The following is a 20,353-nucleotide window of genomic DNA, read 5'->3' as shown; positions in this document are numbered from 1 at the left end:
AGCCATGAATAAAATAAAAGGCTTTTCATTAATAGAACTTGCAATGATTTTAGTTATAATAGGTATTTTACTATCTATTGGTGTAACTACCTTTAGTGTATTAACAAAAAAAGCTAAATATGAAGAAAGTAAGGAAATTGTAAATGCAGCAGTAGAAGGAATAATAAGTTATGCAAACACTCATAAACGCCTTCCTTCAAACTCAGATGAATTATTACAGGCAGTAAAAAGAAATAAAGATGCTTATACAAAAGAACTTTTATATATTTATGATGAAACTGCTTCTAATTCTTGTGGGGTAAATAGCACAAATATCATTATTCATATTTGTAAAGATGCAACATGTTCTTCATTTCAAGAAATACAAAATGTGGCATTTTTGGTTGTTAGTGGTGGTGCTAATTATAATATTCAAACTGGTAATTCTTCTCTTTCTATAGTAGAACAACCACCTTCTAAACCTTTTTGGGTAGTAAAAGTTTCTTCTGCTACAACAATAAATGTTTATGATTATGGAACAAAGAATATAGATAATTTCCCATCTGATATGAATAGACCTGAAGATTATGATGATATAGTAAAATGGGTAAATGTTTATGAATTACAAACTAAGGCATCTTTAGGTTGTCAACCTTTACATATAATTACAGAAAATCCTCTGCCAGAGGCAACAGAAGGACAATCCTATAATTATCAACTTCAGGCTGAAGGTGGAAAGCCTCCTTATACTTGGACTGGCAGTATTGGACATGGATTAACTTTAAATTCTGATGGCTCTATATCTGGCACCCTTGATAAATGTATAAATGGAGATATTACATTTACGGTAGCAGTAACAGATGATGCTGGATATAGTGTATCAAAAGATTTTACTATACCTGTGAAACATATACCTGTTGAAATTACTACTACTTCTTTACCTTCTACTTTACAAGGGTCTTCTTATAATGCTCAAGTTTATGCTACAGGTGGAGATGGGACTTATACCTTTTCAGGGACTATAGGAAATTGTAGCACTAACGCTAACTTATTAAATGGATTAACTATTGGATCTGATGGAAAGATAACAGGAACTATTGGCACAGATTCAAATAATACTTGTGATGCTGATACCTGCTCTATAACTATAACTGCATCTTCTTGTGGTGGAAGTAGGACAGATACAAAAATACTTCCTTTAATTGTAAATGATCCTGACTGCTCTACTGCAGGAGGCGGCTCTGGTAGTGGGTCTGGTGGTAGTAGTGGCGGTGGTAGTAGTGGTGGTAGCAGTGGTAGTAGCTGTATACCTGGATGTTTTAATAATGTGGATTTTTTCTGTGATGGTAGCGAAATAGCATTATTTAAACTTGATGGAAATGCCAATGACGCAAGTGGAACTTATAATGGGACTATATCTGGTCGTGTAAGCTGGGTGACAGGTAAATTTGGACAAGCGGCCAAATCAAGAGGTGGAAAAATAAATATTCCTTTAAATTATTCAGGAAATATAATTACAATATCATTTTGGGCAAAATGGAGCGGAAGAAATAGTGTAATGCCTATTGGATTTTACTTATATGATTTGTGGTTGCCATCTCGCTCAGGACCTTTTGGTTTTAATACTTCAAATAGTGATGTATATGGAATAAGCTGGAATCCATTTAGCACTACACGATGGGTTCATGTCGTTGCAGAGTTCCACGAAGGAGATGTTACCGCAGATAAACTATGGATAAATGGTAATCCACAAGCTCTATCTAAACAACAAGGAAGACCTCTTAACTCTTATGCTACATTAGGAGATAAGTTCCATATTTTCGGATGGGGAGCTGATAATAGGTATAACAAATTTGGTTCAATAGACCAAGTTCGTATATTTAACCGTGCTTTAACAGATTCAGAAGTTCAACAACTTTACAATCCGAATATGTCCTGTCCATAGTGATTCAAGAAGAGACGGGAAGGTTCTGGTGGAAGTGGCAGTAGTAGTTGTATTTCTTAATATGTTGTTCTTATTAAATCTGGATATTCTACTAGTAATGATGTAGATAGCGTTTCCTTTAATGGTTCATGTCAGAGAACATCTTCAAGCTCACGAGGTGAAATTCCTCCTATTAGTGCTCCTCCAGAAAATATCACTCTATATGATAATAATAGTTGTAGTGGTACTCAAATAGCAAGTTATGATTTAGCTTCAATAGATACAGACGGAGATTGTAATGTTTATATCTCTTGTGCAGAAGGTCAGTGTAGAACTTATAATACTGAAACAGTCTTCTGTCCAAGGGCTGGATTTTATCGCCGTTCTCCTATAAAGCGAGTTGGATTTAGTGGTGGAGGTTGTGGAACGAGTATTTTAGTAGATTCATCAGGAACAGTTTATGGATATGGGGATACTAGGTGTAGGCGTCAACTTTGTGAAGTACATTTTGATCAATCATTTAACCCAAGTATTGACACTGATTACGATTGTAAAGTTAACGTTGGATATGATGGTAGCTCTACCTGTAGACTAAGTGATCGTTAATATAACATGAGGGATTTTCCCTCTTTCTTTTATTTAGGAATATATCATTCATTAGTACTCTAATATTACAGGACTATATTTTTTCTTTGTTAAGAATATATCTTTTTTATTTAGTTTAGATTTTATGTATTCTTTCTCTTTTTTTGCTTTTTCAAAATCTTCAAATAATAAAGCTAATGCATAATATTTTCCATCTTTTACTTGAAGTAAATAAATTTTTCTATTTAGCATTTTTTCAAATTTTGTCTTTTTTGCTTTTGCTTCTTCTATATTTGGTGTAGCTAATAAATATAGAATGTAGTATTTTTTTTCTATCTGCTTTTCCTCATTTTCTTGGGGTATATTTTGTAAATTTTTTGTTTGCTTTGAATTTTCAGATATTTCTATCTTTGATTTATTTTTATCAATAAATATCTCTTTATTACCATATGCAACTATTAAAAAAATAATTATAAAAAAAGAAAATACAGGAATAGTTATTTTAAGTATTTTAGAATCTTTTTCCTTTAAAGTTAGATTTAAGCTTTTTATAGCAGCCTTAATTTCCTCTATTGATACTTTCCTCTTTTCCTCCATATATGCTGCTATTAAAGCTCTATCCATTATTTGATTTATAATTCTTGGAATTCCTTTTGAATATTTTTCTATTAACTTAACTGCTTTTTTATCAATATCTATAGGTTTATCTGTAGCTTTTGATATTCTAAATTTTATATAATCTTCAATCTCCTTTTCATTTAAAGGTTCTAACTTTATAAATAAGGTTATTCTTTGTTTTAACTGTCTTAATCTTGGATCATTTAGTTTTTTCTCAAGTTCCGGTTGTCCTAAAAGCAATATCTGAAGAAGTTTTTCATTTTCTGTCTCTAAATTAGATAAAATTCTTAATTCTTCTAAGGTTTCAATAGGAAGATTTTGAGCTTCATCTATTATTATAAATACTTTTTTTCCTTCATTTTTTTTCTGGATTAAATAATCTCTAAAAATTGAAAAAAGTTTATTTTTTGAAATATTTTGATTATTATCTGGAATATTTAATTTTAAATCTTCTAAAATTGCTAAAAATAGTTCTTCAGGTGATAAATTAGGAAATAAAATATATGCAACTTCTGTTTCTTGTGGATATTTTGATTTACGTGATAGTTCATCTATAAATTTTCTAACTGTTAATGTTTTTCCTGTCCCTGGCTCCCCAATTATTACTGCAAATCCTTCTTCTGATTGATATAAATATTGCAAAGCATAAATAGCTTCTTCATGTTTTTTAGACAAAAAATAATATCTAGGATCAGGCGTTAACTTAAAAGGATTTTCTCTTAAGCCAAAAAATTTAAAAAAATCATCTCTCATTTTACTAATACCTTAATAATCTAAAATTATAGAATTACATTTTTTCTTTGTTAAGAATATATCTTTTATGTTTAGTTTAGATTTTATGTATTCTTTCTCTTTTTTTGCTTTTTTATAACCTTCATATAATAAAGCTACTGAATAATACTTTCCTTGTTTAACCTTTAATAAAGCAACTTTTTTATTTAAAATCTTTTCATACATTTCTTTCAATTCTTTAGCCTTTTTTAAGGAATGGGAAGTAAATAAGTACAAAATATAATAATTTTTCTCTGGATATATTTGTTTAACCTTTATAGGTTTTATCCGCTTATTATCTTTATGTTCTATGTTAAAATCTTTTATGAAAGTAGGAATTTCTTCAATATTTATATAATTGCATATTTTATAAAGTATATCTTTATCATTTAAAGTTTTATAATTATTATCATTATCTTTTTTTTCTAATTTTGCAATGTCTATATTATTTTCAACTTTGCTTTCTAGAGGTAGTGATTTTAGCTTGTTTTTTTCAATCTTTTTTTGATTATTTTCATTATTCCAAAGATAAATTATAATTACAAATATCAAACTAAAAACCAAAAAGAAAAAAGTTTTTTTATTCATATTAGGTAATTTTAGTTTTTGCTCTCTTTTTTGGTTTTTATTATTAGGTTTATTTGTATCTGCAGAATATTCTAAAAAATAATTTATACTTTGGAATATATTTTTATTTTTTAAATTTTTTAATTTATCTTCTAATTTATAATTTCCAACAAGAATAATATTTAAATTTTGAGTTTGTTTATAGAGTTTATAAAGTTTTTCTAAATCCTTAGGAATAATATTTTCTGCATGATCTAATATTAATACTGTGTAATCTTTAATAACTAAATTTTTTATTTCCTCTTCTAAATTTATTATATCTACAGGAATATAAATATACTCAATATATTCTTTTTCTAACAAATCTCTTAAAAAATCAACAATATCTCTAGTATTATTTCCATAAATAACACCCCAAAACTTAATATCAAAAAAGCTTTTAACAATTTGCTTTATAATTTCTTTTTTAGCCATTTTTTAAAACATGATTTTTTGTTATTACACAGTAAAATCTTCCTGTAAATATTTTGTCATCATTTTTATATCCGTTAACTTCTATTTCAAACTTATTATTTTCTTGTTTTAAAACATTACTTTTAAATAAAACTTTTTCTCCTACTTTTACAGGTTTTAAAAATTTAACTTCAGATTTAGCTAATACTACATTCGGATGATTTATAGTCAGCATAGCACAATAATCAGCGGCAGAAAATATGAAACCTCCATGTATTAAGCCAAAATCATCAGCAATCATACTTTCAGTAGTTTCAAGTAAAACTTCTGCTGTTTTTTTGCCTTCTATTTTTATAGGTTTTCCCGATAGTGTTTGATTTATTCTATTATGGGTTTTAATATTCATATTTACTCCTTTAAAGCTGATTTAAACCATATCTTGTATATAAAATTGCTGACAATAAAGTAAATCCTGCAGTAATATAAAATATTATATCTAATATATATGTAGAATAAATAAAAATATTAGCTAAAAGAACAGCTATTACAGATAATATCTGAAAAAAAGTTGTAGCTTTACCAAAAAAAGAAGGTTTAACTTTTACGCTTCCTTTGAAAAAATAGATAAAAGCGGTACCAGCAAGTAAATAAATATCTCTACTAATTATAATTACAACTAACCAATATGGAAATTTAATCTCCAAATGAGAGTTATAAATAAATATATATGCAGATACAAGCAAGGTTTTATCAGCTATTGGATCTAAAATCTTACCTAGGTTTGTTATCATATTAAATTTTCTTGCAATATATCCGTCTAAAGCATCTGTAAGTCCTGCAATAATAAAAACTATAAGAGCATATAAAGGTCTATTATAGCCTATAAAAATTATAAAAATAGGTACAAGAAATATCCTAAAAATAGTAAGCCAGTTAGGAATTCCTATATTTATTGTTTGCTCCTTGCTTTTTCAAGAATTTTTGTTGTTGAAATATCATACACAAAATCTATAGTTTTTACTTTTCCTCCATAAGACATAACAAAATCAGCTCCAACTATTGTATTAATTGTATAATCTCCACCTTTTACTAAAATATCTGGCTTTACTTCTTTTATCAATCTTTCTGGTGTATCTTCATCAAATATTATTACTAAATCTACAGGTTTTAAAGCTTGTAATACTTTTTTTCTATATTCTTGTGGATTTATAGGTCTATCTTTGCCTTTAATTCTTTTAATAGAACTGTCTGAGTTTAATCCTACTACTAAAATATCTCCTAATGCTTTTGCTTTTTCTAAATAATCAACATGTCCAGCATGGATTATATCAAAACATCCATTTGTAAAAACTATTTTTTTACCTTCTTTTTTCCAGTTTTCAATTTTTCTTAAATAATCCATTTTTACCTCTTGGAATAAGTATCATATAACCAATTAAAAATATAAAAAATCCATTTAGAATATAAATATAATTTTTGCCAATAATAGTTAATAAAAAGCCAAGTAATAAAGGTATATGATTTAAGATCAAAAATAATTTATAACTTTTTAAATCTAAAAGTTTCCCTTTTATAGTAAAAAAAGCAGTTATTAATATAACGATACTAGTTGCTGTTAAGATATAAATATAAAAGTCTTTAATAGGATATGGCTTTATTTTTCCTACTAAAATTATAATTAAAGCAAAATAAATAAAAGAAGAAAATAAAGATGCAAAGTATAACTGTCTTTTTTTTAAAAGATTATCCATTTTTTTCTAATGTTTTTACTAGCTTATCAAATTTAGATTTTATATCTTCAAACTCCTGTGAAAGTTTTTTTGCATAAGGAGTTAATCTTGCACCTCCTCCTTCTTTTCCTCCTCTAAATGTTTCAACAAGTTTTTTCCCTGTTCTTTTTTCCATTGCTTTTATATATTCAAGAGCTTTCTTATAAGATATACCAACATTTTCTGCTGCTTTTCTTATTGAACCAGTTTCCTCTATCTGTTTTAAAAGCTCATCTCTACCAATACCTATAATTATCTCACCATCTTCTTCAAGCCAAACTCTATATTTAATTTTTCTTTTCTTCATAATATGCTGTGATAGAAGGTTTTAATACTTTTACAACACATCCTTCACAGGTTTTTAAAGAAACTATATTTTCATCTATAGCTTTAATTTCCCCTATAAGTCCACCTGTTGTAATTACTTTATCTCCTTTTTTTAATCCTTTTAAGAACTCTTCATGCTTCTTTCTTTGTTGTTGTTGTGGTCTGTAAAGTAAAAAATAGAAAATTGCTATAAGAAGTACCATCCAAATAACAGCACTTATAATTTGTTCACCGCCTTGCATTCTTTCCTCCAATTTTTAGTTTAATATAATGGTATCATAAATTAATTTTAGCTTAATTAAGAATTCTTATGATAATTCTTTGCTTCTTTTTGTTGCTTCTTCCACGCAGTTTATCAAAGTATCTCTTATCTTGCCTTTTTCTAAAGCATGAAGACCATAAATAGTTGTTCCTGCTGGAGATGTTATTTTATCTCTTAAACTTGCTGGATGTTCTTTTGTTTCTTCTAAAAGAATTGCAGTTCCTTTTAATGTTTGAATAACAATATTTAAAGCTTGATTGTAGCTAAATCCTTGTTTTACACCTGCTTGAGCTAAAGCATCTACTATAGTTAAAATGTATGCTGGACCGCTTCCTGAAAGACCTGTAAAAGCATCCATTAAATCTTCTGATATAACAAAGCCTTTTCCAAAGCTGTTTATAAGATTTATTACAATCTCTTTTTTTTCTTCAGGAAAGTTATTTTCAAAAGATATGCCAGTTGCACTTTCTTTAACTGATGCAGGTGTATTTGGCATTATTCTAACAATATAACTTTTATTTAGAATATTTTTAATTTTCTCTATTTTTAGGCCAGCTATTGATGAAATTATTATTTTATTATCTGATATAACTTTGATTTGATTTGCAGTATTTTCAAAATCTTTTGGTTTTACTACCAAAAATATAATATCTGAATTTTTAACTAATTCTTCATTTTTTAAGCTTTTAACTTTATATTTTTTTTCTATATAATTTAGTCTTTCTTGATTTATATCTGAAACATATATATTTTCCGGATTTACAACAGATATTAAGCCTTTTAGTATAGCCTCTCCCATATTACCAACGCCAATAATTCCTATCTGCAATTTTAATCTCCTTTTAAATAATTGTTTTCCAAATATTTTATAAAATCATTTACATTATTTATATCAAATGAAGGATTAAAAGGATAATAATCTGTAATTACACCTTTTAGCTCTTCATTATCCTTTAAAAGAAGTTCTCTACTTTCTTCTTTTCTTATTACTTCAAATTTATCAAATCCTTTATACCATTTAAATCCTTCAAGTATTACTAAATCTGCCGATTTATTTACAAACTTTTCTATTATCTCATTTGGATGTAATTCTTTTTCTATTTTGTTAAAAGTTGTTATTTTGGTAGGAGAAACTAATATTACTTGATCTGCTCCTGCTTCTTGGAATTTATAACTATCTTTTCCTTCTGTATCTACTTTTGCTTTTCCTTTTGGATCATGTTTAATAGCTACTACTTTATATCCTTTTTCTTTTAGTTTTGTAATAAGCTTTGAGATAAAAGTAGTTTTGCCACTATTATGGGCACCTACAATACCTATGATTTTCAATTTTTAACCTTGAGTTTGTTTTATTAGAGTATATACTGTTTTTTTTAGATTTTGCCTTGGAACTACCATATCAATCTGGCCTTTTTCAAGTAAAAATTCTGCAGTTTGGAATCCTTCTGGTAGTTGTTGTTTAATTGTTTCTTGTATTACCCTTGGTCCTGCAAACCCTATTAAACTTTCAGGCTCTGCAATTATAATATCTCCTAAAAAAGCAAAGCTTGCAGAAACTCCTCCCATTGTAGGATCAGTAAGAATTGATATATATAAAATTCCTTCTTTATTTAATCTATTTACTGCCATTGAAGTTTTAGCCATCTGCATTAAAGATATAATCCCTTCTTGCATCCTTGCTCCACCTGATGCAGTTATAGCGATAAATGGTATCTTTTTTTCTATTGCAAACTCTGCACCTCTTACAAATTTAGCACCAACAACACTTCCCATACTTCCGCCCATAAACCTAAAATCCATAGCAGCAACAACTATTTCTCTATCATAAATATTTCCATTTGCAATTATTATTGCATCATTTAAACCGGTTTTTTTCTGATATTCTTTTAATCTATCTTTGTATTTTTTTGTATCTTTAAAACCTAAAATATCCTTTGGTTTTATGTCAGGAAATAAATCATAAGTTTTAACTTCATCTAAAAGCAGATCTACCCTTTCTTTTGCAGACATTCTAAATGTGTATCCACAATGGGGACATATCTTTAGATTTTTAATTAAATCCTGGCTGTAAAGCAGATTTTTACATTTAGGGCAGTTAATCCATTCTCCTTTTTCTATATTTAGTTTCTTTCTTCCTGTTAGCTTATCTAAGAAATCTTTTAATCCCAAGATTTACCTCATTTAGTTTCAAGTCTTGCTTTTATTTCATCTACAAGATTATTATAAATTTCCTTTATTTTCAGTGCCTTTTCAATAAATTTTTCTTCCTCTAAACTTTCAGCCATTTTTATTAAAGGTATTATTTCCATTGATATCTGATCAAGATATTCTTCTAAATCTGCTTTAAGCTCTTCTTCTGTTAAATCATCTATATTAGCCATATATGCATGGTATGTATAATTTGCAGATATTAAATGATGTTTTAACTGCTTTTCAAAATCTCCTCTATCACTTCCTGCTTTTGTAAAATCTGCCATTTTAATCCTCTATTGTTTTTAATATTAATCCTAATAAAATCTAATTTTCAGTTTATTTTCTATGTTAAATATCAGTTAAAGGATGTTTAGAAAATCCAAATTTCTGTCTATATACACTTATGGTATTTATTAATAAAGATGCTACTGTCATAGGCCCAACTCCACCAGGAACAGGGGTTATTGCAAAAGCTTTATGTTTTATATTTTCAAAATCTGTATCTCCTACTAATCTTCCGTCTTCAAGTTTATTTATTCCAACATCAACAACTACTACATTTTCTTTAACCATATCAGAAGTTATTAAATTTGGTTTTCCTACTGCTACTACTAAAATTTCTGCATTTTTTGTATGTTTTTCTAAATTTTTTGTATTTCTATGACAGACTGTAACAGTTGCTTCTTCATTTTTTAAGAATAAAAGGGACATAGGCTTTCCTACTATATTACTTGCTCCAACTATAACAACATCTTTTTTGTATGTTTCTATATTGTATTCTTTTAATAAAAGCCATATACCAAGAGGGGTACAAGGTATTATTGCATCTTTTAAGCCTGTAGCAAGTTTCCCTACATTATCAGGATGAAACCCATCTACATCTTTTTCTGGATTTATTGCCATAATTATATTTGATGTATTAATATGTCTTGGAAGTGGAAGTTGTACAAGTATTCCATCAACTTCTTCATCTTTGTTTAGTTTGTCTATTATCCTTAAAAGTTCTTCTTCAGGTGTTTCTTCTTCAAGATGTATATACATTGATTTAATTCCAACTTCTTCACATGATTTTCTTTTATTTCTTACATAAACTTGACTTGCAGGGTCATTTCCAACTAATACTACAGCTAAGGTTGGATTTCTTAATCCTTTTTTTATATATTCTTCTACTTCTTTTTTTAACTCTTTTTTTATTTTTTGGGCAACTTTTTTACCATCTAAGATTATTGCCATTTCTACTCCTTTTGAAAAACATTTTCTTTAATATCTAAACTTTCTCCAAGATCAAAAATCTTTTTTATCCTTCCAATTAAAATGTCATCATAATTTCTAATATCACATTCATAAAAAGGAACTTTATTAACTGTTATGAAAATTTTCTTAGGGTTTATTTCTATTGTTTTTCCTTCTTCTAAATTTTCAGATTTTAAATCTTTCTGATCTATAAAAAGCTCAAAATTAACAAAAATTTCGTCTTTCAATATTTATCTCTAAGGAAATTTTTCATTTAAATATTATATCTCAATATCTTTTGTATCTAAAAAGGAAGTGTCAAAAAGAATTACTTTTATTTCTTCCCCTTCTTTTATTTCATTTACTCCAATATTAACAACTCCAAAGCCATTTGCATTTACCATTCCTGTAAGTATGTTTGAACCTTGCTTTCCGAAAGGTTTAGCTATGAACTCATTATTCTTATACTCAATAGCTACTCTTATAAATTCCTGTCTATCAGCTTTTTTTCTTTTATATCCACCTTTAAGTTTTGCAGTAATTACAGGATTATAATAATTTTCATATCCCATCATTTTTTTGATAGCAGGTTTTACAAGAGTTTCATAAACAAACATACATGCTACTGGATTTCCCGGTATTCCAAAGAAAAGTTTTTCTTTTTCTTGTCCCCATATTCCAAATGCAACTGGTTTTCCAGGTTTTTGTGCTACTTTCCAGAATAAAATATTAACTCCAAGCTCTGTACATACAAAATCTTTTACTAAATCATACTCTCCAACTGATACTCCACCTGTTGTTAAAAGAATATCGCATGATTTTGCATAAGAAAGCTTTCTTTTTAAATCTTCAGGATCATCTTTTGCAAAACCTATTATGATAGGTTCTGCTCCTGTTTCTAAAATCTGAGCATATAAAGCATATGTATTAGATGTTCTTATCTGAGCATCTGAGGTAATTGGTTCTGCTAAATCTAAAATCTCATCACCTGTTGTTAGTATTGCTACTCTCGGTTTTTGATAAACATAAACAGTAGGTTTATTTACAGAAGATATTACTCCTATTTCTGCAGATCTTATCTTTTTCCTTTTTTTTATTAAAATATCTCCTTTTTTAAAATCTCCACCTTGAGGTCTAATATTTGCTCCTTTAGGAAGTTCTTGAAATATAAAAACTTTGTTATCCTCTACTTTTGTAAGTTCTTTTTGAATAACTGTATCTGCTCCTTCAGGAATAAGTCCTCCTGTGAATATATAAGATGCTTGTCCTTTTTTTATAACAGGTGGATTTCCTCCTGCTTTTGCTTCTCCTACTATTTCTAAAACTGCAGGATTTTCTTCTGTAGCTCCTTTAATATCTTCATATCTAACTGCAAATCCATCCATTCCGCTATTGTCTGCAGGTGGATTATCTCTATCTGCTACTATATCTTCAGCAAGTATTCTTCCAAGGGCATCTTTTAAAAATACTTTTTCAAATCCAAGTTGTTTTGTATTTTTAATAACTATATCTAAAGCTTCTTTATATTTAATCAAATTTTTACCTCCTGCAAGGAAATGACATTAATACCTTTTTCTTTATAAGATTTTATCGCTTCTACACAAGCATAAGCACCTCTAACAGTTGTAAAATATGGTACTTTATGCTCTACTGCCGCTCTTCTAATAAAATATGCATCTGATCTTTCTCTTTTTCCTGAAGGTGTATTTATTATTAGATGAACTTCTCCATTTTTTATTTTATCTACAATATTAGGTCTTTCTTCTGAAAGTTTGTTTACTAAGGTTGATTCTATATTATTTTCTTTTAAAAATTTATATGTACCTTTTGTAGCAAAGATATTAAAGCCTAAATCTTTTAGTTTTTTTGCTATTTCTAATATTTTTGGTTTGTCTTTATCAGCTACAGATATAAATACATTTCCTTTTTCTGGTAGGATATTGCCAGCTCCTGCTTGTGCTTTCCAAAATGCAAGACCAAAATCTTCATCTATTCCCATTACTTCTCCTGTTGATTTCATTTCAGGACCAAGAAGAGGATCAACTTCAGGGAATCTATTCCAAGGAAATACAACTTCTTTAATTGAATATCTTTTTACAGATTTATCCCAAAAGTCAGATGCAGGATGTTTTTCTTTTATTTCAAAAATTTCTGACACTATATCTTTTAATTTTTTTCCTATTAATACTTTTGATGCTATTTTTGCCAGAGGATAGCCAATAGATTTACTTACAAATGGTACTGTTCTTGATGCTCTTGGATTTACTTCAATTATATAGATTTCTCCATCTTTTACTGCATACTGAACATTCATTAAGCCTTTAACATTTAATGCTTTTGCAAGCTTTCTTGTTTGTTCTTTTACTTTTATTATTAAATCATCATCTAAGGAATAAGGTGGAATACAGGTTGCACTATCTCCTGAATGGATTCCTGCTTCTTCAATATGTTCCATTACTGCCCCAATAAGGGTATCTTCTCCATCAGATACTGCATCTACATCCAGTTCTATTGCATTTTCTAAAAATCTATCTATTAAAAGAGGTTTATCTTCTGTAACTAATACTGCTTCTTCTATATATTCAAGTAATTCTGCTGTATCATATACAAGTTTCATAGCTCTTCCACCAAGTACATAAGAAGGACGAACTAAAACAGGGTATCCTATTTTTTCTGTAATACTTATTGCTTCTTCCTTTGATTTTGCTATACCACTCTCTGGTTGTTTTAATCTAAGATTTATTATTAAATCTCTAAATCTTTCTCTGTCTTCTGCTATATCAATACTTTCAGGGGATGTTCCTAAAATATTAACTCCTGCATTTTGAAGAGGCACAGAAAGTTTTAAAGGTGTTTGTCCCCCAAACTGAACAACAACACCAATAGGGTTTTCTGATTGGATAATATTTAATACATCTTCAAAAACAATAGGCTCAAAAAAAAGTTTATCAGATGTATCATAATCTGTTGAAACTGTTTCCGGATTGCAATTTACCATTATTGTTTCATATCCTTCTTCCTTTAGAGAAAGGACACAATGAACACAAGCATAATCAAACTCAACACCTTGACCTATTCTATTTGGACCACTTCCTAAAATAATTACCTTAGGCTTTTGCCCCATAAATTCCTCCAGATATTAAGAAAAATCAGCTATTTATTTTATCAGATAATTATGGATTAATTTCTACTCTACCATTTTCATCATAAATATATAATTTCCCTTCTTCTTCATCTCTTGCTTTTTTATGGGAACCATCACAGAAAGGATATTTTTTAGAAAGGCCACACTGGCATATATAATAATCTTCCTCTTTACCTTCAAGTTTTAAAGGTTTTTTCTCTGTTAATTTTACTAATCTTGCCATTTTGATAACCTCAAAAAATTATTTTTTTAATAAATTAATTATATAATTTTTAGACTAAAAAAATATAAAGAGTTTAAATGGCTAGAGTAAAGCATTATTTAGTAAATGATAAATTTGATGATCCAGGCTTATTTATTGAGGTAGAGAATACAGGTGATTATATTCTTTTTGATATAGGTAATATACATAATTTAGATAGACATTTATTAAAAAAGGTTAATAAATTATTTATTACCCATACCCATATGGATCATTTTATTGGTTTTGATTATATGCTTAGAAATAAACTTGGGAAACAACAGATAGTTGAAATATTTGGAATAAATCCTTTAGCTTATAATGTATATTCAAAACTTCAAGGATATACTTGGAATTTAGTTGAGTATGAGCCACAAATTATTTTTAAAGTAAAACAGCTAAATGGAAAAATGTTTGAAACTTATAACTTTGACATAAAAAAAAGATTTGCAAAAGATTTTGAAAAAGAGGAACAAGTTAACTCGGATATCATTTATGAAAATGAAAATTATCTTGTAAGATATGCAGTTTTAGATCATAAAATACCTGTAATGGGATACTCTTTTATTTATAAAGATAAACTTTATCTAAAAAAAGAAAAAATAAAAGAACTTCCTTTAGTTGGCAAAGAAATTGGGGAATTTAAAAAATTCCTAGAAGATGAGAATAATAAAGGGAAAACATTTAAAATAAAAGATAAAGAGTTTAATTATGAATATTTAAAAGAAGAATATAGTTATATACAAAAAGGAATAAAAATATCTTATATTACTGATGTTATTTATTCAAAAGAGAATAAAGAAAAGATAATAAATCTTGTTAAAGATTCAGATTATCTATACTGTGAGTCTGTATTTTTAGATAAAGATAAAGAACAAGCAGCAAAAGTTTATCATCTAACAACAAAACAAACTGCAGAAATAGCCAATTTAGCAAATGTAAAAAATTTAGTTGTATTTCATTTTTCAAGAAGATATGGAAGAAATAAAGAACTTATTTTAAATGAGATAAAACAGTTTTTCCCAAATGTTAGTTAGATTTATTTTCTGTTTCTTCTTCTTTATTTCCATAATATTTTTTCATTCTTTCATCTTGTTGAGTATGTTTTTTCATATACATAAAAACACCTACTAAAATTAAAATAAAAATACTCCATCCTATTAAATGAATAATTCCTTGCATAGCTGTATATTTATGTTCTTCCATGTTAACATTACCAATAAATGGTTCCATAATTTTAAAATCTATATTCTGTAAAACTTCTAAAATATTATTTATCTCCATAATAACCTCTTTGGAAAATTTTTCTATCAATTGAATATTATAATTATATTAACAAAATTTACATTATCTTATGGAGAAAAAAATATGTTTATAACAAATCCAGAAATAGAAGCTTATCTTAAATCTTTAGTACATATAAATGATTCTGTTTTGGAAAAAATGGAAAATCTAGGACATAAACTTAATTTCCCAATTGTTGATAGATTAGTTGGAAACCTTCTTTATATAATTACACAAATAAAAAAGCCAAAACTTATCGTAGAACTTGGTTCAGGATTTGGCTATTCTGCTTACTGGTTTGCGAAAGGACTTGAAGATGGAAAAGTAGTATTAAATGACTATAAAGAAGAAAATATAAATCTTGCAAAAAAATTTTTTAAAGAAGGCAATTTATATGAAAAAGCTATTTTTGAAGTTGGAGATGCAGTAGAAAATGCAAAGAAATATAATAATATAGATATTCTTTTTTTAGACCATGAAAAATCAAGATATTTAGAAGCTATAAAGCAATTAGAAAATAATCTCTCAAAAGAAGCTATTATTATTGCAGATAATGTTTTATGGCATGGAAAAGTTATTGAAGAAGATAAAGATAAAAAAACAGAAAAAATAAACGAATTTAATGAATATATGAGTGCAAATTTTAAAACTTCTATCTTACCTTTAAGAGATGGTGTTTTGATAGCTTTAAAAAAATAACTGTTCTAATTGGAAATATATTGTCCCATTTGGGACAAATACATCTAAATCTTTTTTCCAAAAATCAAATCAAAAATTGGCATATAATTTGCACCATAAATTTATAACCTGCAGCCAGATGCACTTAATCCTGCTGCTACTAAACCTACCTTCTTTCCAGAAGGCTAAGCCTATGCTAGCCTTCTGGCCTTTTTAATAAAATTATAAATATCTTACTTTAAGAAATTTAATAAAGAAAGATCTTTATTTTGATTAAAAGAAGCTAAAAGAGCTTGATATGCTGTTTTAACCTTTTCAAGCTCTGTAATAACAGATGCATAATCTGCATCCTCAAATTTTGATATAAGTTCTGAAAACTGTGTTTTCATATACTCATTTTGAGGTTTTAAATCTTCTATAATCTTTGATTGTAAACCTATTTTGGATCTGCCAAGTAAAGCTTGATTAAATCCTTTATCAAAGTTATCTAATACATGATGCAGTCCACCTACTTTATTAATAAATGTTCCTGAATCTTGAACAGTTATTGATTGTGAAGGATCTTGTTTATTTACTAAACCAAGTCTATAAACTCCATCTTTATCTTGGAAAACAAAAGCCTCAACAGTTTGATTTGAAGGATTTGTATTTATTGCATTTACTAAATCTTGTAATGTTGTAGTGTTATCATAATTCACACTAAAACTACTACTACCTGAAGTTATTGTTAAAGTTTGGGTTCCAGATGCAGCAGAATCAATCTGAGAAGTTGCAGAACTATATCCCATATCTGATATATAACTATGTAATTTATAAAGATCTCCACTATCTATTATTTGTGTAATGTCATCAAGAGCCTTTACTATTCCTAATTTTTCAGTAGGGTTTGATACAAGTCCTGATTTTATAGTACCTATGTAAGTTTTCCCATCAAATGTAGTATTTAACTCTACACCTTTTGATACAGGAACCTTTGTTTCTAAAGTTTCTCCCTGATAATTACCATTTGTATCAAAAGGATCCAGTTGTGATTTTACACCTGCAAAAATTCTTGAATCTCCGACACTTACGTTAGCTTGTTTTATTATATAATCTCTAACACTACTAAAATAATCTTTTAAAACTTGTGCATCTTCTGCATCTAAAACACCTGTATTTAATACATGAACAATTTGAACCCTTGCTTCTTGTGATGTATTAATAATATTAGCTAAGGATGTTTCAGAAACATCCAGTATTGTCTGAACTTGATCCATATTTCTATTATATGAATCAATAGTCTCATTTATCTTTTTTAATCTTAAAGATTTAACTGCACCTAAAACATTATCTGATGGTTGTAAGATTTTTTTCCCAGAAGCAAGCTGATTAGTATATTCTTGTATCTTATTTTCTTTTTCTGCATTATATTTTATAAAGCTATCATAAAATATTATATCTGGTATTCTCATTTTTACTTACCATTAAATTTTAGTTAAATTTTATTATCGAAATTTAAATATATTTTTTTAGATTTATCCTACAAGTCCAAGTACTGTTTGTATTAATTCATCTGTAACTGCTATTATTTTAGCAGCAGATTGATATGCCCTTTGGTATTTCACTAAATTTGCAAGCTCTTCATCTAAATTAACTGCAGATTTTTCTTTTATTTTTTGATCTAAAGAATCCCTTAAAATTGTATCACTACTTAATTTATCTTTTGCATCTGATATTTTAAGTCCAAGTTCTGCTACAAATTTTTTATTATATAGTTCTTGAAATGAAGTATTTCCTAATAAATCTAAATTGGCTTTATCTGATACTTTGAATATGGTTCCGCCAATGTTAAGACCTGAAGAAGAAGTTAAATCTGTTTTTTCTTCCGGGTTAAATAATCCTTTATAACTATTTAATCCTCCTATTGAAGAAACAAAGCTACCTGTATCATTTTTTAACTCTATTGATGGAGAAAGATTTATATCCTTTGCAAAAAGCTGTAAATGCTCATTTCCTGAAGAATCAGTATAAACTTTCGCAACAACTCTACTTTGTGATGAATTTATGGTGTTTGCAATATTTGATATTGTATCCGTAGCTGAATAGTTTATTGTTGCTATTTTTTGATTATCTAAATACAAATCAAAGCTACCATTTCCAAAAGTAGTGCTTGGAGAAACACCTGTAATAGAAGTTTTTGTTGTTATCTCATTATAATCCTCTAAGGCTATTAAAGATTTTATTACTGAGTTATCAGAGTTTAAATAATTAGAATCAGATGCAGCAGCAATCTGTGTATAATCTGTTATATTTAAATCAATATTAGAGGCATCTATATATTTTAAAGAACTATCTGGGGAAATCTTAAAAAAGTCTCTACCAGTATTTCCGTTTAGATCATATCCTTGTCTATGGATTTTGTTAACAGATGCAGCAAATAAAGCAGTAAAATCATTTAAATCAGATATTTTTTTATTTATAACATCTAAAGCTCTTAATTTACCGCCAATACTTCCATTTTGAAAATCTGATGTTAAATCTATTGAATCAACTCTTACTTTTACACCTGTATTTGTAGCCTCAGCAGATAAGGTTTTAGCTTTATCATATAAAACAAGAGAATGTCCTTTTACTGTGTATATATCTACTGTATCATCTTTTCTAAAAACTACTTTTATATCTAAATAAGTAGATAAATCTTTTAAAAGTTTATCTCTTTGATCTAAGTAATTATTTAATCTTGTTTCATCATTGTGAAAAATTTTTATATTTTTATTTAATTTTGCAATAGAAGATAAAATATTGTTAACTTTTTGTATATCTTCATCCATTCCAACTTTTAAATCTTCTTTAATCTGTTTCATATTTGAGTAAGTATCTCTTATTTTTGAAATTAACTGTCTTGCTTGTGATATAACTGTTTCTCTTGCTGCAGGATCCTTTGGATCTATTGCAACATCATTAAATGAGTTAAAAAAGCTATTAATACTTTCTGAAAGACCTGTACCATGAATATCATTGAAAAAGGTTTCTACTTCAGAAAGAATATCAACATATGTATTATTACCTGAAACTTGCTGATTTAGGTTTATATATCTATTATATAAAGTATTATCAAATATCCTTTTTATTTTAGTTATACTAACACCTACAGGAACTAAGTCTTGTATTACAGGAGTTTGTCTTGAATAACCTTCTGAATCTTGATTAGATATATTTTCATTTGTAATATCTACTGCTTTTCTGCTTGTTAAAATAGCTTGACTTCCTATGGATAAAGTTCCAAAAAGGGACATAACATTACCTCTAAAAAATTTCCTTAATATTATTTATCGGCTAAAATTTATATTTTTTTATTGAAAATGCCAGATGATCCTTTTTTAGAAACCTCTCCGTAAGGATTATATTTTTCTACAGATTCTTCAAATATTGCAGAGAAAAGTTCATCAATTAAAGACATATTATTCATTGCAAGAGATAAATTTTCTTTACTTAATTTATCTATTTCTATAATAATATCCTCATATTTGGAAAAATCTTCTTTATTAAACTTAGAAAGTTTAACTAAAATTTCCTTTTTTTCTTCAATAACTTTTATCAAATCATTAGGATTATCAAGCTTTAGTAACTGCTCTTTTTCTTCTTCTAACTTATTTTTTAAGCTTTCTAATAATTTAACTAAATCCATTGTTATGATTAAATTTAAAATAAAATTAAATAAAAAGCAAGAAATAAACGAGGGGTTTATATATAATTATAATAAAGGTTAATATAATTATAAAATATTATGGGAGGATAATATGGAAAAGAAAACAGTAATAGAAGAGATAAAAAATCTTCTATCCTTAATAGAAAGTTATAAAGAAGAAGCTACAGATTTGAATATAAAAAAAGAAGGATTTTTTGCAGTTAAGAACCATTTAAAGTCGGCAGTTGATGAAAGTAAAGATGCAGTAGAAACTATATTAAATAACATAAATAAAACCATTTTAAATTTAGAAGAAATATTAAAACTAAAGGATATGTTATCCGATGATAATAAAGAAATAAAAGATAAAATTGATAGTCTTGCAAAAGAAACTATCAGTTTATTAACTGACAGTTTAACAAAACTTGAGTTTCAAGATATAGTAGGCCAAAGATTAAATAAAGTTTTAAGTTTTATAGAAGATATAGAAAAAAGTATACTAAAAGTGTTATTAATATTAGGAATAGATGAAGAAAGTTCTAAAGAAAAAAAAGAAGAACTAAAGAAAAAATTAGAAGAAATAGAATGGAAAAAAGAAGTTTCTCAAGATGATGTTGATGATATTTTAAAAGAGTTTGGATTGTAATAATTAATTAC

General features: G+C 27.4%; 25 protein-coding genes. 4 read left to right on the top strand and 21 right to left on the bottom strand.

Annotation, left to right across the window (positions count from 1 at the left end; genetic code table 11):
* The first annotated feature begins 4 nt into the window (after nt 1–4).
* Complete coding sequence (locus tag CLV39_RS00680) at nt 5–1,924, top strand: putative Ig domain-containing protein (protein WP_121922310.1); 1,920 nt, start codon at nt 5–7, stop codon at nt 1,922–1,924.
* A gap of 636 nt (nt 1,925–2,560) precedes the next feature.
* On the opposite strand, the gene CLV39_RS00675 is transcribed toward CLV39_RS00680, so the two are convergent.
* The 17 genes from CLV39_RS00675 to CLV39_RS00595 form a co-directional block, all read right to left on the bottom strand.
* Nucleotides 2,561–3,859: an ExeA family protein gene (locus tag CLV39_RS00675; RefSeq protein ID WP_121922309.1), complete on the bottom strand. Its 1,299-nt coding sequence runs from the start codon at nt 3,857–3,859 to the stop codon at nt 2,561–2,563.
* Between the two features lie 12 nt (nt 3,860–3,871).
* Entirely contained in the window at nt 3,872–4,918 is a 1,047-nt protein-coding gene (locus CLV39_RS00670) for a hypothetical protein (RefSeq protein WP_121922308.1), read from the bottom strand.
* Nucleotides 4,911–5,303: a hotdog domain-containing protein gene (locus CLV39_RS00665; protein ID WP_121922307.1), complete on the bottom strand. Its 393-nt coding sequence runs from the start codon at nt 5,301–5,303 to the stop codon at nt 4,911–4,913. The genes CLV39_RS00670 and CLV39_RS00665 overlap by 8 nt, the downstream gene beginning before the upstream one ends.
* A 10-nt stretch (nt 5,304–5,313) precedes the next feature.
* Entirely contained in the window at nt 5,314–5,838 is a 525-nt protein-coding gene (gene pgsA, locus CLV39_RS00660; RefSeq protein WP_281271959.1) for a CDP-diacylglycerol--glycerol-3-phosphate 3-phosphatidyltransferase, read from the bottom strand.
* Nucleotides 5,839–5,846: 8 nt separating this feature from the next.
* Entirely contained in the window at nt 5,847–6,299 is a 453-nt protein-coding gene (rfaE2, locus tag CLV39_RS00655) for a D-glycero-beta-D-manno-heptose 1-phosphate adenylyltransferase (RefSeq protein ID WP_121922305.1), read from the bottom strand.
* Complete coding sequence (locus CLV39_RS00650) at nt 6,277–6,648, bottom strand: hypothetical protein (RefSeq protein ID WP_121922304.1); 372 nt, start codon at nt 6,646–6,648, stop codon at nt 6,277–6,279. The genes rfaE2 and CLV39_RS00650 overlap by 23 nt, the downstream gene beginning before the upstream one ends.
* Entirely contained in the window at nt 6,641–6,973 is a 333-nt protein-coding gene (locus CLV39_RS00645) for a winged helix-turn-helix domain-containing protein (protein ID WP_121922303.1), read from the bottom strand. The genes CLV39_RS00650 and CLV39_RS00645 overlap by 8 nt, the downstream gene beginning before the upstream one ends.
* On the bottom strand, nt 6,954–7,235 hold the full coding sequence (gene yajC / locus CLV39_RS00640) for a preprotein translocase subunit YajC (protein WP_121922302.1): 282 nt from the start codon (nt 7,233–7,235) through the stop codon (nt 6,954–6,956). The genes CLV39_RS00645 and yajC overlap by 20 nt, the downstream gene beginning before the upstream one ends.
* Nucleotides 7,236–7,301: 66 nt before the next feature.
* A complete protein-coding gene (gene proC / locus CLV39_RS00635) occupies nt 7,302–8,084 on the bottom strand; it encodes a pyrroline-5-carboxylate reductase (RefSeq protein ID WP_245960263.1) in 783 nt (260 codons plus the stop codon).
* A gap of 2 nt (nt 8,085–8,086) precedes the next feature.
* Nucleotides 8,087–8,584 (bottom strand): molybdopterin-guanine dinucleotide biosynthesis protein B, encoded by a 498-nt coding sequence (gene mobB / locus CLV39_RS00630; protein WP_121922301.1) that lies wholly within the window; start codon nt 8,582–8,584, stop codon nt 8,087–8,089.
* 3 nt (nt 8,585–8,587) lie between these two features.
* Nucleotides 8,588–9,424 (bottom strand): acetyl-CoA carboxylase, carboxyltransferase subunit beta, encoded by an 837-nt coding sequence (gene accD, locus CLV39_RS00625; protein ID WP_121922300.1) that lies wholly within the window; start codon nt 9,422–9,424, stop codon nt 8,588–8,590.
* Between the two features lie 8 nt (nt 9,425–9,432).
* Entirely contained in the window at nt 9,433–9,732 is a 300-nt protein-coding gene (locus tag CLV39_RS00620) for a hypothetical protein (protein WP_121922299.1), read from the bottom strand.
* A gap of 64 nt (nt 9,733–9,796) precedes the next feature.
* Entirely contained in the window at nt 9,797–10,681 is an 885-nt protein-coding gene (folD, locus tag CLV39_RS00615; protein ID WP_121922298.1) for a bifunctional methylenetetrahydrofolate dehydrogenase/methenyltetrahydrofolate cyclohydrolase FolD, read from the bottom strand.
* 2 nt (nt 10,682–10,683) lie between these two features.
* Nucleotides 10,684–10,929: a hypothetical protein gene (locus tag CLV39_RS00610; RefSeq protein WP_121922297.1), complete on the bottom strand. Its 246-nt coding sequence runs from the start codon at nt 10,927–10,929 to the stop codon at nt 10,684–10,686.
* A gap of 33 nt (nt 10,930–10,962) precedes the next feature.
* Nucleotides 10,963–12,216 carry a molybdopterin molybdotransferase MoeA gene (locus CLV39_RS00605; protein WP_121922296.1) on the bottom strand — a complete coding sequence of 418 codons (1,254 nt, stop codon included), beginning with the start codon at nt 12,214–12,216 and terminating at the stop codon, nt 10,963–10,965.
* Nucleotides 12,213–13,805: a carbamoyl-phosphate synthase large subunit gene (gene carB / locus CLV39_RS00600; RefSeq protein ID WP_121922295.1), complete on the bottom strand. Its 1,593-nt coding sequence runs from the start codon at nt 13,803–13,805 to the stop codon at nt 12,213–12,215. Before carB ends, CLV39_RS00605 begins: the two co-directional genes overlap by 4 nt.
* Before the next feature lie 49 nt (nt 13,806–13,854).
* Entirely contained in the window at nt 13,855–14,049 is a 195-nt protein-coding gene (locus CLV39_RS00595; protein ID WP_121922294.1) for a CDGSH iron-sulfur domain-containing protein, read from the bottom strand.
* 77 nt (nt 14,050–14,126) lie between these two features.
* Here CLV39_RS00595 and CLV39_RS00590 point away from each other — a divergent pair, with 77 nt between their 5' ends.
* A complete protein-coding gene (locus CLV39_RS00590; RefSeq protein ID WP_121922293.1) occupies nt 14,127–15,104 on the top strand; it encodes an MBL fold metallo-hydrolase in 978 nt (325 codons plus the stop codon).
* Here the strand turns inward: CLV39_RS00590 and CLV39_RS00585 are convergent.
* Nucleotides 15,097–15,351 (bottom strand): hypothetical protein, encoded by a 255-nt coding sequence (locus CLV39_RS00585; protein WP_245960262.1) that lies wholly within the window; start codon nt 15,349–15,351, stop codon nt 15,097–15,099. The two genes, CLV39_RS00590 and CLV39_RS00585, sit on opposite strands and share 8 nt — an antisense overlap.
* Nucleotides 15,352–15,435: 84 nt before the next feature.
* On the opposite strand from CLV39_RS00585, the gene CLV39_RS00580 reads away from it, so the two are divergent.
* A complete protein-coding gene (locus CLV39_RS00580; protein WP_121922292.1) occupies nt 15,436–16,050 on the top strand; it encodes an O-methyltransferase in 615 nt (204 codons plus the stop codon).
* A gap of 212 nt (nt 16,051–16,262) precedes the next feature.
* On the opposite strand, the gene flgL is transcribed toward CLV39_RS00580, so the two are convergent.
* The 3 genes from flgL to CLV39_RS00565 form a co-directional block, all read right to left on the bottom strand.
* Nucleotides 16,263–17,480: a flagellar hook-associated protein FlgL gene (flgL, locus tag CLV39_RS00575; RefSeq protein ID WP_121922291.1), complete on the bottom strand. Its 1,218-nt coding sequence runs from the start codon at nt 17,478–17,480 to the stop codon at nt 16,263–16,265.
* A 63-nt stretch (nt 17,481–17,543) separates the two neighbouring features.
* Nucleotides 17,544–19,304 (bottom strand): flagellar hook-associated protein FlgK, encoded by a 1,761-nt coding sequence (gene flgK, locus CLV39_RS00570; RefSeq protein WP_121922290.1) that lies wholly within the window; start codon nt 19,302–19,304, stop codon nt 17,544–17,546.
* A gap of 47 nt (nt 19,305–19,351) precedes the next feature.
* Nucleotides 19,352–19,696: a hypothetical protein gene (locus CLV39_RS00565; RefSeq protein WP_121922289.1), complete on the bottom strand. Its 345-nt coding sequence runs from the start codon at nt 19,694–19,696 to the stop codon at nt 19,352–19,354.
* 112 nt (nt 19,697–19,808) lie between these two features.
* Between CLV39_RS00565 and CLV39_RS00560 the strand changes: the two genes are divergently transcribed.
* Nucleotides 19,809–20,342, top strand: a complete 534-nt coding sequence (locus tag CLV39_RS00560; protein ID WP_121922288.1) for a protein phosphatase CheZ — start codon at nt 19,809–19,811, stop codon at nt 20,340–20,342.
* Nucleotides 20,343–20,353 lie beyond the last annotated feature (11 nt).

Source organism: Hydrogenothermus marinus (assembly GCF_003688665.1).
Taxonomy (GTDB): domain Bacteria; phylum Aquificota; class Aquificia; order Aquificales; family Hydrogenothermaceae; genus Hydrogenothermus; species Hydrogenothermus marinus.
The sequence above is the reverse complement of the archived record's forward strand: the minus strand, read 5'-3'. Positions and strand labels throughout refer to the sequence as shown.

What these genes read in the sequence shown, in the direction of transcription:
- CLV39_RS00680 (WP_121922310.1), top strand. Translation starts at nt 5, where the DNA reads ATGAATAAAATAAAAGGCTTTTCATTAATAGAACTTGCAATGATTTTA.
- CLV39_RS00675 (WP_121922309.1), bottom strand. Translation starts at nt 3,859, where the DNA reads ATGAGAGATGATTTTTTTAAATTTTTTGGCTTAAGAGAAAATCCTTTT.
- CLV39_RS00670 (WP_121922308.1), bottom strand. Translation starts at nt 4,918, where the DNA reads ATGGCTAAAAAAGAAATTATAAAGCAAATTGTTAAAAGCTTTTTTGAT.
- CLV39_RS00665 (WP_121922307.1), bottom strand. Translation starts at nt 5,303, where the DNA reads ATGAATATTAAAACCCATAATAGAATAAATCAAACACTATCGGGAAAA.
- rfaE2 (WP_121922305.1), bottom strand. Translation starts at nt 6,299, where the DNA reads ATGGATTATTTAAGAAAAATTGAAAACTGGAAAAAAGAAGGTAAAAAA.
- CLV39_RS00650 (WP_121922304.1), bottom strand. Translation starts at nt 6,648, where the DNA reads ATGGATAATCTTTTAAAAAAAAGACAGTTATACTTTGCATCTTTATTT.
- CLV39_RS00645 (WP_121922303.1), bottom strand. Translation starts at nt 6,973, where the DNA reads ATGAAGAAAAGAAAAATTAAATATAGAGTTTGGCTTGAAGAAGATGGT.
- yajC (WP_121922302.1), bottom strand. Translation starts at nt 7,235, where the DNA reads ATGCAAGGCGGTGAACAAATTATAAGTGCTGTTATTTGGATGGTACTT.
- CLV39_RS00620 (WP_121922299.1), bottom strand. Translation starts at nt 9,732, where the DNA reads ATGGCAGATTTTACAAAAGCAGGAAGTGATAGAGGAGATTTTGAAAAG.
- folD (WP_121922298.1), bottom strand. Translation starts at nt 10,681, where the DNA reads ATGGCAATAATCTTAGATGGTAAAAAAGTTGCCCAAAAAATAAAAAAA.
- carB (WP_121922295.1), bottom strand. Translation starts at nt 13,805, where the DNA reads ATGGGGCAAAAGCCTAAGGTAATTATTTTAGGAAGTGGTCCAAATAGA.
- CLV39_RS00595 (WP_121922294.1), bottom strand. Translation starts at nt 14,049, where the DNA reads ATGGCAAGATTAGTAAAATTAACAGAGAAAAAACCTTTAAAACTTGAA.
- CLV39_RS00590 (WP_121922293.1), top strand. Translation starts at nt 14,127, where the DNA reads ATGGCTAGAGTAAAGCATTATTTAGTAAATGATAAATTTGATGATCCA.
- CLV39_RS00585 (WP_245960262.1), bottom strand. Translation starts at nt 15,351, where the DNA reads ATGGAGATAAATAATATTTTAGAAGTTTTACAGAATATAGATTTTAAA.
- CLV39_RS00580 (WP_121922292.1), top strand. Translation starts at nt 15,436, where the DNA reads ATGTTTATAACAAATCCAGAAATAGAAGCTTATCTTAAATCTTTAGTA.
- flgL (WP_121922291.1), bottom strand. Translation starts at nt 17,480, where the DNA reads ATGAGAATACCAGATATAATATTTTATGATAGCTTTATAAAATATAAT.
- flgK (WP_121922290.1), bottom strand. Translation starts at nt 19,304, where the DNA reads ATGTCCCTTTTTGGAACTTTATCCATAGGAAGTCAAGCTATTTTAACA.
- CLV39_RS00565 (WP_121922289.1), bottom strand. Translation starts at nt 19,696, where the DNA reads ATGGATTTAGTTAAATTATTAGAAAGCTTAAAAAATAAGTTAGAAGAA.
- CLV39_RS00560 (WP_121922288.1), top strand. Translation starts at nt 19,809, where the DNA reads ATGGAAAAGAAAACAGTAATAGAAGAGATAAAAAATCTTCTATCCTTA.